Origin of the sequence: Streptomyces sp. NPDC006923, assembly GCF_040635655.1 — a bacterium.
Classification (GTDB): domain Bacteria; phylum Actinomycetota; class Actinomycetes; order Streptomycetales; family Streptomycetaceae; genus Streptomyces.
This window is the reverse complement of the sequence record NZ_JBEYIF010000020.1, coordinates 1-12,040: the sequence shown is the minus strand read 5'-3', so window position 1 is coordinate 12,040 and position 12,040 is coordinate 1. Positions and strand designations below refer to the sequence as shown.

Genomic DNA, 12,040 nt, shown 5'->3' with positions numbered 1-12,040 from the left:
ACGGCGCCCGGCACGGACGGAAGGCGCGTGCCACCGTCCGGAAAACCATTCACTGAGCCATAAGGATCAACGGTGCGTATCGACGCTCACCACCATCTCTGGGACCTCGCGGTACGCGACCAGCCATGGACCCGCGACATCCCCGTCCTGCGCCGGACCTTCACCGCGGGCGAACTGCGGCCGGCGCTCGACCGGCACGCCATCGACGCGACCGTCGTCGTGGCGGCCATGCCCGTGCCGGAGGAAACACCGGAGCTGCTCGCCCTGGCATCCGGGGACCCGCATGTCCGAGCGGTCGTCGGCTGGACGAGCCTGACCGACCCCGGCATCGCGGACCGCCTGGCGGAACTGCGCGAGGGGCCCGGCGGTTCCGCGCTCGTCGGCATCCGGCACGGGGTCCAGGACGAGCCCGACCCGGACTGGACCGCGCGCCCCGAGGTCCGGCGCGGTATCGAGGCGGTCGGCGCCGCGGGCCTCGTCTACGACCTGCTCGTCCGGCCCGACCAACTGCCCGCCGCCGTCAGGACCGTACGCGAACTGCCCGGCGTCCGCTTCGTCCTGGACCACGCGGGCAACCCGGTCATCGGCGGGGACGGCCTGGAGCCCTGGACGTCACTGCTGACCGAACTCGCCGGCTGCCCCAACGTCGCCGTAAAACTCTCCGGCCTGGTCACCCGCACCGGGCCCGCCCCCGTCCCCGCCCTGCGCGCCTACGCGGACGTACTCCTCACGACGGTGGGCCCGCACCGCCTCATGTACGGCTCGGACTGGCCCGTCTGCCTGCTCGCGGCGGAGTACGACGACGTCCTGGCCGTCGCCGAGGCCCTCACCGGCGACCTGAGCGCCGGCGAGCGCGAGGCGGTCTTCGGCACGACGGCCGCACGCTGGTACGGGATCCCCGTATGACGGGCCGCCGGCTCGGCCGTACGCGCGTCCGCGTCAGCTCCCTGGGATTCGGCGCCGCCCCCCTCGGCAATCTCTACACCCCGCTCGACGACGACCAGGCGCGGGCCACGGTCGACGCCGCCTGGGACGCCGGTGTGCGTTACTACGACACCGCGCCGCACTACGGCCTCGGACTCTCAGAACGGCGGCTCGGCGCGGCCCTCGCCCAGCGGCCCCGGTCGGAGTACACCGTCTCCACCAAGGTCGGCCGCCTGCTGGCACCCCACCCCGCGCCCACCGGGTCGGACCTGGCCGCGGGTGGCTTCGCCGTGCCGGACACACTGATCCGCCGTCCCGACTTCTCGCGTGACGGCGTCCTGCGAAGCCTCGATTCCAGCCTGACCCGGCTGGGCCTGGACCGGGTGGACATCGTTTATGTCCACGACCCCGACGACCATCTGGACGCGGCCGTCGACCAGGCGCTGCCGGCCCTGGTGGACCTCCGCGACCAGGGCGTCATCGGCGCCGTCGGCGTCGGCACGAACACCGTGGCGCCGCTGCTGCGGGTCGTCGCCGAAGCCGATGTGGACACCGTGATGACGGCCGGCCGATGGACACTGATCGACCGCACCGCCCGTCCGCTGCTGGAGGCGTGCGCGCGCCGGGGGGTCTCGGTGATCGCCGCGGCGCCGTTCAACTCGGGTCTGCTCAGCCGCCCCCGCCCCGCCGATGACGCCTTCTTCGACTACGGTCCCGCCTCCGGCGCGGTGCTGAGCCGGGCCCGGCGTCTCGCCGACGTCTGTGTTCGGCACGGCACCGTCCTGCCGCACGCCGCTGTCCGCTTTCCGCTGCGCGATCCCGTCGTGACCGGCGTGGTCGCGGGTTTCCGCGCCCCCCACGAGGTCATGACCGCCGCCCGCTGGGCCGGCGAAGAACTGCCCGACGCTCTGTGGCCGGACCTCGACGCGGCTGCCCGAGCGCCCGAGGAGAAGGGCCGATAGCAGGGGTCTTCACCGGGCGGGCCGACGGCCCGTCAGGCGGCTTCGTCGACGCCGTCGCGCAGCGCCGCGGCCCATTCCAGCAGCAGAACCTCGTACGCCTCAGCGGGCCAGGTCCCGTCGGCCGCGTCGACGAGCGCACGGATCCGCTCGTTGGCGGCGACGGCACCGGAGGCCGAAGATGCGGATGCGGAAGTCATATGACAAGCCTACGGGCAGGGGTGGGCGCCCGAACACCGATCCGAGCGCGTCCTTGCTCACACTCGTCGTCCGTGGTGTCCCGAGGGAGAGAAATGGGAGATGAATGGGAGATGATCAAGCCGCGGAGGCCCGGATCCGTCCTCCGCGGCTGTGATCGTGTGCTTGTCTCCCCGCTCAGCCGGCCGACTCGCCCGCGTGCGGGCTCAGCGTGTCCGTGCCGATCAGGACGAACAGGGCGATACCGAGCAGGAGCCGGTAGATCACAAACGGCATGAAGCTCTTGGTGGTGATGAACTTCATGAACCACGCGATGACCGCGTATCCCACCGCGAACGCGATGACCGTCGCGAAGATGGTCGGGCCCCACGACACATGGCCCTCGCCCGCGTCCTTCAGCTCGAAGGCGCCCGACGCGAGCACCGCGGGCACCGCCAGCAGGAACGAGTAGCGCGCGGCCGCCTCACGGGTGTACCCCATCAGCAGACCGCCGCTGATGGTGGCGCCCGACCGGGAGACACCCGGCACCAGGGCCAGCGCCTGGCAGAAACCGAAGATCAGACCGTCCCTGACGCCCAGTTCCTGGAGCGACTTGCGCACCTTGACGGCGCGGTGTTTGCCGCCGGTCTCGTCGCGGGCCGCGAGACGGTCGGCCACACCCAGCACGACGCCCATGACTATCAGCGTGACCGCGATCAGACGCAGGTCGCGGAACGGGCCCTCGATCTGGTCCTTGAAGGTGATGCCGAGGACACCGATCGGGATCGAGCCCACAATGACCAGCCAGCCCATCTGGGCGTCGTGATCACTGCGCATCGCCTTGTTCGTCAGCGAGCGGAACCACGCCGAGACGATCCGGGCGATGTCCTTGCGGAAATAGATCAGGACGGCTGCTTCCGTACCGATCTGGGTGATCGCGGTGAACGCCGCACCCGGGTCGTGCCAGCCGGCGAACGCCGCGGTCAGGCGCAGATGCGCGCTGGAGGAAATGGGCAGGAACTCGGTCAGCCCCTGAACGAGCCCGAGAATGAAAGATTCGAACCAAGACATGAGGTACTACGCCATCCAAGGAATGATCGTGCACTGGCCGGTGGAACCGCGGCGCAGTGGCGGACTGAGGGCTGACGGGCGATGCGCGGGTTCGATCATATGGATGGTTGTGTGCTCCTGCTCACGCCGGCTCTTCACTGACGTGGCCCATTGAGGCCGGTGACATGTCCAGTGATCCCGTCCAGGCGCAGGCGGTGGCGATCACGTGCCGTACGGGAGGCAGCGTAGCGTCTGCGGGTTCACCGCCCACGGCAGCCCCCCGCCCTCTTCCGGTCGCCGCGGGCACGGCGCATGATGGACACCCCGGAACCGGAGCGCCCTGAGAGGGCAAGGTCACATGGGCGTGGCCTGATGCTCGTTCGGCGGGCTGCCCTAAAATCCGGGGCATGACGGTCCTGCCCGACGACGGGCTCCCCCTGGCCGCCGAGTTCCCCGACGCGACCCGCGAGCAGTGGCAGAGCCTGGTGGCAGGCGTCCTGCGCAAATCGGGTCGGGACGTCTCGGGGCCGGCGGCCGAAGACGCGCTCTCCACCCCACTCCAGGACGGCCTCACCACCCGCCCCCTGTACACCGCCGAGGACGCTCCCGGGCAGGGCGGTCATCCCGGATTCGCGCCCTTCACCCGGGGCGGCAGGCCGGAGGGCGGCACCGTCTCCGGCTGGGACGTACGCCAGCGTCACGCGCGGCCCGATCCGGCCGACACCAACGAATCGATACTGGCCGACCTGGCGAACGGCGTCACCTCGCTGTGGCTGGTGGTGGGGGCCGCCGGGGTGCCGGTGTCCTCGCTGGCCAAGGCACTTGACGGTGTCTATCTCGAACTGGCTCCGATCGCGCTCGACGCGGGCGACCAGTTCGACCCCGCCGCACGGGAGTTGCTGCGGCTGTACGACGAGCGCGGGGTCGCCCGCCGCGAGGCGCGGGGCACCCTCGGCGCCGACCCCGTCGGCCAACTCGCCCGCACCGGACGCGAGACGGACACCCACACCGGCGAGGCGGCGGAACTGGCCGCGCTCTGCCACCGGGACTACCCGGGGCTGCGCGCCATCGCCGTGGACGCGCTGCCCTATCACGAGGCCGGCGCCTCCGACGCCCAGGAGCTGGGCTGCTCGCTCGCCACCGGCGTGGGCTGGCTGCGCGACCTCACCGCCGCCGGCCTCTCGGCCGAAGCGGCCTGCGGACAGCTCGAGTTCCGGTACGCGGCCACCGCCGACCAGTTCCTGACGATCGCGAAACTCCGCGCCGCGCGCCGGCTGTGGGCCCGGGTCGCGCAGGTCTGCGGCGCCGGTTCCGCCGGCGCGCAGCGCCAGCACGCGGTGACCTCGCCGGTGATGATGACCCGCCGTGACCCCTGGGTGAACATGCTGCGCACGACGGTCGCCGCACTCGCCGCCGGGGTGGGCGGCGCCGACGCCGTGACCGTACTGCCCTTCGACCACGCACTCGGACTGCCCGACGCCTTCGCCGGCCGGATCGCCCGCAACACCTCGACGATCCTGCTGGAGGAGTCCCACCTGGGCCGGGTCATCGACCCGGCGGGCGGCTCCTGGTACGTGGAGCGGCTCACGGACGAACTGGCCCACGCGGCCTGGGCGTGGTTCCAGGAGATCGAGCGCGCGGGAGGCCAGCGGGCCGCGCTGCGCGGCGGGCTGATCGGCGAACGGATCGCCGCCACCTGGGAGAGCCGGTCCGGTCGGCTGGCCAGGCGGCGCGAGTCCATCACGGGCGTCAGTGAGTTCCCGCAGCTCTCGCAGCCCCCGGTGGAGCGCGACCCTGCGCCCGCGCCACCCGGCGGCGGGCTGCCCGTGGTCCGCCGCGACGAGGCGTTCGAGGCGCTGCGGGCCCGCTCCGACGCCCATCTCGCCACCACCGGCGCCCGGCCACGGGTCTTCCTGGCCGCGCTGGGACCGGCCGCCGCGCACACGGCGCGCGCCGCCTTCGCCGCCGGCCTCTTCCAGGCGGGCGGGATCGAGCCGGTCCATGACCCCGTGTCCGTCGACGCGGGCACGGCCGCCGGAGCGTTCACCCGCAGCGGGGCCGACATCGCCTGCCTCTGCTCCAGCGACGCGCTCTACGCGGAGCAGGCCGGCCCCGTGGCCGAAACCCTCAAGTCCGCCGGCGCGCGACGGGTGTTCCTCGCCGGCCGTCCGGGCGAGCACCGCGAGACCTGGCTACGGGCCGGAGTCGACGAATTCGTGGCGGCGGGAGACGACGCGGTCGCCGTCCTCACCTCCGTCCTCGACAGGATGGGAGTGGCGTGATGCGGATCCCGGACTTCTCCGAGATCGACCTCGGCCCCGGCGAAGGCGCCGAGGTCACCGAGGACCAGTGGCGTACGGCAGTCGAGGAGCGCACCGGCAAGGCCGGCGGCGCGCTCGACTGGGACACCCCGGAGGGCATCGCCGTCAAACCCCTCTACACCGAGCGGGACCTGGCGGGGCTGGACTTCCTCGCCACCTACCCGGGCATCGCGCCGTATCTGCGCGGCCCGTATCCCACGATGTACGTCAACCAGCCCTGGACCATCCGGCAGTACGCGGGATTCTCCACCGCCGAGGAGTCCAACGCCTTCTACCGGCGCAACCTCGCCGCCGGGCAGAAGGGCCTGTCCGTCGCCTTCGACCTGCCGACCCACCGCGGCTACGACAGCGACCATCCACGGGTGACGGGCGATGTCGGCATGGCCGGTGTCGCCATCGACTCGATCTATGACATGCGTCAGCTCTTCGACGGCATCCCGCTCGACCGGATGAGCGTGTCGATGACGATGAACGGCGCGGTGCTGCCCGTTCTCGCCCTGTACATCGTCGCCGCCGAGGAACAGGGCGTACCGCCCGAGAAGCTGGCCGGGACCATCCAGAACGACATCCTCAAAGAGTTCATGGTCCGCAACACCTATATCTATCCGCCGAAACCATCCATGCGGATCATCTCCGACATCTTCGAGTACACCTCGCAGAAGATGCCGCGTTACAACTCCATCTCCATCTCGGGCTATCACATCCAGGAAGCCGGCGCGACGGCCGATCTCGAACTGGCCTACACCCTCGCCGACGGGGTGGAATATCTGCGCGCCGGCCTCGGTGTCGGCCTCGACGTGGACGCGTTCGCGCCCCGGCTCTCCTTCTTCTGGGCCATCGGCATGAACTTCTTCATGGAGATCGCCAAGTTGCGGGCGGCCCGGCTGCTCTGGGCCAGGCTGGTCAAGCAGTTCGACCCGAAGAACCCCAAGTCGCTTTCGCTGCGCACCCATTCGCAGACCTCCGGCTGGTCGCTCACCGCGCAGGACGTCTTCAACAACGTCACCCGCACCTGTGTGGAGGCGATGGCCGCCACCCAGGGCCACACCCAGTCGCTGCACACCAACGCGCTGGACGAGGCGCTGGCCCTGCCCACCGACTTCTCCGCCCGGATCGCCCGCAACACACAGCTTCTGCTCCAGCAGGAGTCCGGGACCGGCCGGGTGATCGACCCGTGGGGTGGCAGCGCCTATGTCGAGAAACTGACCCACGATCTCGCGCGCCGCGCCTGGAAGCACATCGAGGAGGTCGAGGCGGCCGGCGGGATGGCGCAGGCCATTGACGCCGGTATCCCCAAACTCCGCGTCGAGGAGGCCGCGGCCCGTACCCAGGCCAGGATCGACTCGGGGCGCCAGCCCGTCATCGGCGTCAACAAGTACCTGGTGGAGACCGACGAGCGGATCGAGGTGCTCAAGGTCGACAACTCCTCGGTGCGCGCCCAGCAGATCGAGAAACTGCGCCGGCTCCGGGCCGAACGCGACGAGAGCGCCTGCCAGGACTCGCTGCGCGCGCTCACCGCCGCGGCGCGGGCCGGCTCCTCGTCGGGAGGTGACGGCAATCTGCTCGCTCTCGCGGTGAACGCGGCCCGTGCGAAGGCGACCGTCGGGGAGATCTCCGAAGCCCTGGAGAAGGTGTACGGGCGCCACTCGGGGCAGATCCGTACGATCTCCGGTGTGTACCGGAACGAGGCAGGCACTTCCCCGTCCGTGGAGCGCACCCGCGCCGCGGTCGACGCCTTCGAACAGGCCGAGGGCCGCCGCCCCCGCATCCTGGTCGCCAAGATGGGCCAGGACGGCCATGACCGCGGCCAGAAGGTGATCGCGACGGCCTTCGCCGACCTGGGCTTCGACGTCGACGTCGGCCCGCTGTTCCAGACGCCCGGTGAGGTCGCGCGGCAGGCGGTCGAGGCGGATGTCCACATCGTGGGCGTCTCCTCGCTGGCCGCCGGGCACCTCACCCTTGTCCCGGCGCTGCGTGAGGAGCTCGCCGCGGAGGGCCGGGAGGACATCATGATCGTCGTCGGCGGGGTGATCCCGCCCCAGGACATCGAGGAGCTGCGCCGCGCGGGAGCCGCCGCGGTCTTCCCGCCCGGCACGGTGATCCCGGACGCCGCGCACGATCTGCTGACGTCGCTGGCGGCCGCCCTCGGGCACGAGCCCGCCGCTTCCGGCCCCGAGCGGTGAGCGCGTGCCGCCCCGGATCGACATCGACAGCTACACCAAGGGTGTCCTGGACGGCTCCCGTTCGTACGTCGCCCGTGCCGTCACCCTCGTGGAGTCCACCAGGCCCGACCACCGGGCGCTCGCCCAGCGACTGCTGACCGAACTGCTGCCGCACTCCGGCAAGGCCCGCCGGATCGGTATCAGCGGGGTCCCCGGCGTCGGCAAGTCCACCTTCATCGACGCGCTCGGGACGCTGCTCACCGGCCTCGGCCACCGGGTCGCGGTGCTCGCCGTCGACCCGTCCTCCAGCAGGACCGGCGGCTCCATCCTGGGAGACAAGACCCGGATGGAGCGGCTGGCCGTGGACCCGGCGGCGTTCGTCCGTCCCTCGCCCACGGCGGGCACGCTGGGCGGGGTCGCCAAGGCGACCCGGGAGACGATCGTCGTGATGGAGGCGGCGGGCTACGACGTGGTGCTCGTCGAGACGGTCGGAGTCGGCCAGTCCGAGACCGCCGTCGCCCATATGGTCGACTCCTTCCTGCTGCTCAGCCTCGCCCGCACGGGCGATCAGCTCCAGGGCATCAAGAAGGGCGTCCTGGAGCTGGCGGACGTCATCGCGGTCAACAAGGCCGACGGCCCGCACGAGCGCGACGCCCGCTCCGCCGCGCGTGAACTCGCCGGAGCGCTCCGGCTGATGCATCCGGCGGACGCGGCCTGGACACCGCCGGTACTGAGCTGCAGTGCCCGGGAGGGCACCGGTCTGGACGTCGTGTGGGAGCGGCTCGAACAGCACCGCGCGGTGCTCGGGGCCGACGGACGGCTGGCGCGGAAGCGTCGCGACCAGCAGGTCGACTGGACCTGGTCGATGGTCCGCGACCACCTCCTGGACCGGCTGCGCGAGCATCCCGGTGTACGGGAGGTGGCGCCGGTGCTCGAACAGCAGGTACGGGAGGGCACGCTGACGGCGACGCTGGCGGCGGAGCGGATCATTGAGGCGATGTCCTCGCCGGACTGACGGGGGGGTGCGGGGCTGTGGGGATGCCGTACGGCGGGGGCGTCCCCATGCCTCTGCTCACGGTGGAGCGCCCGGGCCATGATGCGCGGTGAGGTGCTCAGAAGCTCCTCACCTGCGGACAAGAGTCATAGCGACGACGGCCGGATCGTCCCGGGCGGGTCGCAAAACAAACCCGTGCTCCGCCAGTTCGCTGATCATTTCGATGCGAGAGGCCGGCCACAGCCAAAAGGTTTCGGTGTGCTCACGCAGCCCCCCCGCCGAGCCTCGTACCCAGTAGTCGCATCGTGTGCGGATCCTGCCCGCCTCGACCGACATCACCATCCGTCCTCCGTACTCGTGCTGCCCAACCCACTGTTTCGCGAAAACACGCACGGTTTCCTGAGCGGGAAGGTGAGCGGGCGGCAGCTGAAGAAGCAGTGAGCCATCGGGAACGAGCGCCTGGGCGAGTGCCGGCCACAGGGCGCGGCGTGCGGCGGGTGCCAGACAGGCGATCGTGTTGTGGCAGATTGCTACGTCTGCGACGTCACGCAGCTCCGCCTCATCAAGTTTCTCGGGGTGCACAGTGACTCGTGCCCTCAGCTCGGCAGGCAAGGACGCGAGGCGCGTCATCAAGGCGGCGCGCATGGCGCGTGCCGGCTCCACGGAGTGCACGTCAGCGCCCGAGCGCAGAAGGCTCATCACTGTGACCCGTCCGGTTCCGGCGCCGACATCAAGCACCCCGAGACGTGCTTTCGCGACGTCGTGGCCGTACAGGCGCTGCACCTCTGTCTCGTCCTCCTGCGCCTGCAGGATGTCGTAGAACTCGGCGCTGACGGCATACGCGTCATGCTGCGCCGACGCGGTCATTGATGTTCTGGATATGACGTTGAGCATATTCAGCAAGACAGGCCGAGCGATGTATTTGTGACAGCAGCTCGCTTCCTCCGGTGTTTCAAGCGCCCTGTCCGACGTGGCCCTGATCGCCCGCAGCGGCTGATGGACCCCGCTCGCGCGTCGCGGTCACAGCCTCGCTTCCTGGCGGTCCCGCGAGGACGGGCTGACGGCGCTTCGCAGGTGTGAACGTAAGAGAGCTGGGTCACTGAGTGCTTTCGCCCGCATGTCACAGAACGGCGACGCGCTCGGTCTATAGGGCGGCAGAGTACCGCCCCGGCCGCGGCAACTGCCCTATCCCATGCGAGCGCCGCGCCCTGACGGGCAGGCATATCGCCCTGATCTTGATCCATGACCACCTGACGCAGTCGAGGAATGACGAACGATGACACCCCATGGTGACCTCCCCGCACCCGAGAATGGCCTCCTCCTCACGCACTTCCTGACCGTGCGCGACGTGACCGTTTCCCGGCGCTTCTACGCCGACGTCTTCAGCGGCGAGGTCGTGATGGAGGAGAATCCGGCGATCGTGAAGGTCGCCAACAGCTGGATCATCATGAATCCCGGCGGCGGGCCCACGCCTGACAAGCCGGGAGTCACCTTGGAAGCGCCCCGGAGCAGCGAGCGCGTGTCCAGTTTCCTCAATGTACGTGTGGCCGACATGGCTGCCTTTTACGAGCACGCCGTCGCGCGGGGAGCCCACTTTCTCACCGAACCCGTTGACCGCACGTCCGAGCTGCGCTGCTATCTGCGCGACCCCGACGGCTATCTCATCGAGGTGGGTCAGTCCACCGGGCTCATCAGGGGAATCCAGGCCGGACCGCCCACGGGCCAGGGGTGATCGCCAAGACCGCTCCCATTTCGACTGGGCGTTGCGTTACTTGTCGACCGCGTGTCGCGATAGCCGGCCTTTTGAGTTCCAACCTCTGACCGCCACGAGGGGTGGAGCAGGGGCGGGCACGCCCAACCGCACCGCATCCACTGATTCGCGCCTTCGGCCGCGTCAATGGGTACCCGGCGGTACTGGTCAGATCGGCAACCGGCCCGCGGTGTTCCGCGACTGAACCGGATACGACTGCCGGCGGACCCATCCCACCGGTTGACACCGCGACGTCCTGACCGAGTTGGGAAAACAACAGGACGCTTCCGGGATCACCGCACTCAACCACTCCACATCCGAATGGGGAACAACTGTGAATGAGCGACACGACCTTCAGTCCGGCCACACGCCCGCGACAGCGCGAATCACCACGCTCGAAAGTCTCCGCGAGCACCTCCAATGGGCGATCGAACTGGAACACGCCACTCTGCCGCCGTATCTCTGCGCCCTCTACTCTCTCGACCCGTCGCGGAACCCGGATGCCGCCCAAGCACTGGGTGGTGTCTTCGTTGAGGAGATGATCCATCTGGCGCTGGCGGCGAATCTCCTCAACGCTGTCGGCGGACGGCCGCGCCTGAACCCGACGACCCTGCTGCGGCCTCATCCGCGGCCTCTGCCTCACGGCGACCGCTCCCTGCGACTGTCGCTGGTTCCCTTCGGGAAAGAGGCGCTTGAGATGTTCCTCCGCCTCGAACAGCCGGCGCTGCCCGGCGCTCCGGCCGAGGGCGACAACTACAAGACGATCGGTCAGTTCTATGACGCGATCGAACAGGGGCTGCACCACTTGTCCACTGAACTCGGTGAGCAGGAGGTCTTCAGTGGGGACGCGGCTCGACAAGTGACAGGCGGCCCCTTCGCCCACACCGGCGGACATCTCGCCGCGGTCACTGATCTCCGCTCGGCACTGGCCGCGCTGGAGGAATAGTCGAACAGGGCGAGGGAACGGCACGGGGCGAAGTCTGGGACGGCGACCACGACATCTTTCACCCGGACCGTGACGAGGTTTCGCACTACTACCGATTCCAGGAACTCAAGCTCGGTCGGCGATACCTGCGCGGGGACACGCCGCAGTCGGGTCCAACGGGTGAAGCCGTGGCAATCGACCTCTCCGGTGTCCTGCCGATGCGCCCCAATCCGCTGCTGGCAGACCACCCTCAAGGCAGTCCGATCCGAACTGCCCAGGAGGAGTGCAACCGGACATACTGCGTGTTGCTACAGCAACTGGAGCAGGCATTCAACGGAAGTCCGAACATGCTCGGGGCCGCCACGGGCACGATGTACGCGCTCAAGGCGCAGGCTCAGAGCCTGATGCAGATGCCTGACGGCGAGGGCACAACGGCAGGCCCGACCTTTGAGTACGTCGGACCCGAAGGCCGCTCCTGAAGGGCTCAACGCGCCTCCCCTCTTGCTGTGTTTCGACAGTAAGGGCTGTCCCGTACTTCCTGGTGGATCAGCGCGCGGCGTCGGATGCGGTGCGTCGCGCGTCGGAGGGGCGCTCGCATACGGGATGTATTCGGGCGCTCCGGGAACGCGGCGAGGCGCCGTAGCTGTCATCGCGCGCCCGCCGGGGATTACGGGACAGAACTAAGAGGATGTCTCACGTGGCGAGCTTCGCGAGTCTTTTGTAGCAGGTGAGGGCTGCGGCGAGGCCGAGGAAGGCAAGGAAGTGGCTGCCCTTTCGC

11 protein-coding genes and 1 pseudogene are annotated in these 12,040 nt (G+C 69.7%); 9 read left to right on the top strand and 3 right to left on the bottom strand.

The features are described from left to right. The first annotated feature begins 72 nt into the window (after nucleotides 1-72). Both ABZ707_RS29135 and ABZ707_RS29130 read left to right on the top strand, forming a co-directional pair. Nucleotides 73-906 carry an amidohydrolase family protein gene (locus ABZ707_RS29135; RefSeq protein ID WP_360180565.1) on the top strand — a complete coding sequence of 278 codons (834 nt, stop codon included), beginning with the start codon at nucleotides 73-75 and terminating at the stop codon, nucleotides 904-906. Beyond that, nucleotides 903-1,886 (top strand): aldo/keto reductase, encoded by a 984-nt coding sequence (locus tag ABZ707_RS29130; protein WP_360180563.1) that lies wholly within the window; start codon nucleotides 903-905, stop codon nucleotides 1,884-1,886. The genes ABZ707_RS29135 and ABZ707_RS29130 overlap by 4 nt, the downstream gene beginning before the upstream one ends. Nucleotides 1,887-1,918: 32 nt before the next feature. On the opposite strand, the gene ABZ707_RS29125 is transcribed toward ABZ707_RS29130, so the two are convergent. Both ABZ707_RS29125 and ABZ707_RS29120 read right to left on the bottom strand, forming a co-directional pair. Then, the gene (locus tag ABZ707_RS29125) at nucleotides 1,919-2,083 is read right to left on the bottom strand and encodes a hypothetical protein (RefSeq protein ID WP_360180561.1); all 165 of its coding nucleotides are present in this window, start codon (nucleotides 2,081-2,083) and stop codon (nucleotides 1,919-1,921) included. Nucleotides 2,084-2,258: 175 nt separating this feature from the next. Further along, nucleotides 2,259-3,131, bottom strand: coding sequence for an undecaprenyl-diphosphate phosphatase (locus tag ABZ707_RS29120; RefSeq protein WP_360180559.1), 873 nt, complete (start codon nucleotides 3,129-3,131; stop codon nucleotides 2,259-2,261). Between the two features lie 386 nt (nucleotides 3,132-3,517). On the opposite strand from ABZ707_RS29120, the gene ABZ707_RS29115 reads away from it, so the two are divergent. Genes ABZ707_RS29115 through meaB form a run of 3 tightly spaced genes read left to right on the top strand, consistent with a single transcriptional unit; the run spans nucleotide 3,518 to nucleotide 8,608 of the window. After that, nucleotides 3,518-5,392, top strand: a complete 1,875-nt coding sequence (locus tag ABZ707_RS29115; RefSeq protein WP_360180557.1) for a methylmalonyl-CoA mutase family protein — start codon at nucleotides 3,518-3,520, stop codon at nucleotides 5,390-5,392. Beyond that, complete coding sequence (scpA, locus tag ABZ707_RS29110; protein WP_360180555.1) at nucleotides 5,392-7,614, top strand: methylmalonyl-CoA mutase; 2,223 nt, start codon at nucleotides 5,392-5,394, stop codon at nucleotides 7,612-7,614. Before ABZ707_RS29115 ends, scpA begins: the two co-directional genes overlap by 1 nt. A gap of 4 nt (nucleotides 7,615-7,618) precedes the next feature. Further along, the gene (meaB, locus tag ABZ707_RS29105) at nucleotides 7,619-8,608 is read left to right on the top strand and encodes a methylmalonyl Co-A mutase-associated GTPase MeaB (RefSeq protein ID WP_360180553.1); all 990 of its coding nucleotides are present in this window, start codon (nucleotides 7,619-7,621) and stop codon (nucleotides 8,606-8,608) included. A 108-nt stretch (nucleotides 8,609-8,716) separates the two neighbouring features. Here the strand turns inward: meaB and ABZ707_RS29100 are convergent, their stop codons facing one another. Then, a complete protein-coding gene (locus ABZ707_RS29100) occupies nucleotides 8,717-9,454 on the bottom strand; it encodes a class I SAM-dependent methyltransferase (protein ID WP_360180551.1) in 738 nt (245 codons plus the stop codon). A 409-nt stretch (nucleotides 9,455-9,863) separates the two neighbouring features. Between ABZ707_RS29100 and ABZ707_RS29095 the strand changes: the two genes are divergently transcribed. The 4 genes and pseudogenes from ABZ707_RS29095 to ABZ707_RS29080 all read left to right on the top strand — a co-directional run bounded on the left by ABZ707_RS29095 (nucleotide 9,864) and on the right by ABZ707_RS29080 (nucleotide 11,741). Further along, nucleotides 9,864-10,319 carry a VOC family protein gene (locus ABZ707_RS29095; protein ID WP_360180549.1) on the top strand — a complete coding sequence of 152 codons (456 nt, stop codon included), beginning with the start codon at nucleotides 9,864-9,866 and terminating at the stop codon, nucleotides 10,317-10,319. Nucleotides 10,320-10,671: 352 nt separating this feature from the next. After that, a complete protein-coding gene (locus ABZ707_RS29090; protein WP_360180547.1) occupies nucleotides 10,672-11,283 on the top strand; it encodes a ferritin-like protein in 612 nt (203 codons plus the stop codon). Further along, a pseudogene (locus ABZ707_RS29085) lies at nucleotides 11,280-11,354 on the top strand (hypothetical protein); the annotation flags it as partial. The gene ABZ707_RS29090 and the pseudogene ABZ707_RS29085, both read left to right, overlap by 4 nt. Before the next feature lie 96 nt (nucleotides 11,355-11,450). After that, the gene (locus ABZ707_RS29080; RefSeq protein WP_360180545.1) at nucleotides 11,451-11,741 is read left to right on the top strand and encodes a hypothetical protein; all 291 of its coding nucleotides are present in this window, start codon (nucleotides 11,451-11,453) and stop codon (nucleotides 11,739-11,741) included. Nucleotides 11,742-12,040 lie beyond the last annotated feature (299 nt).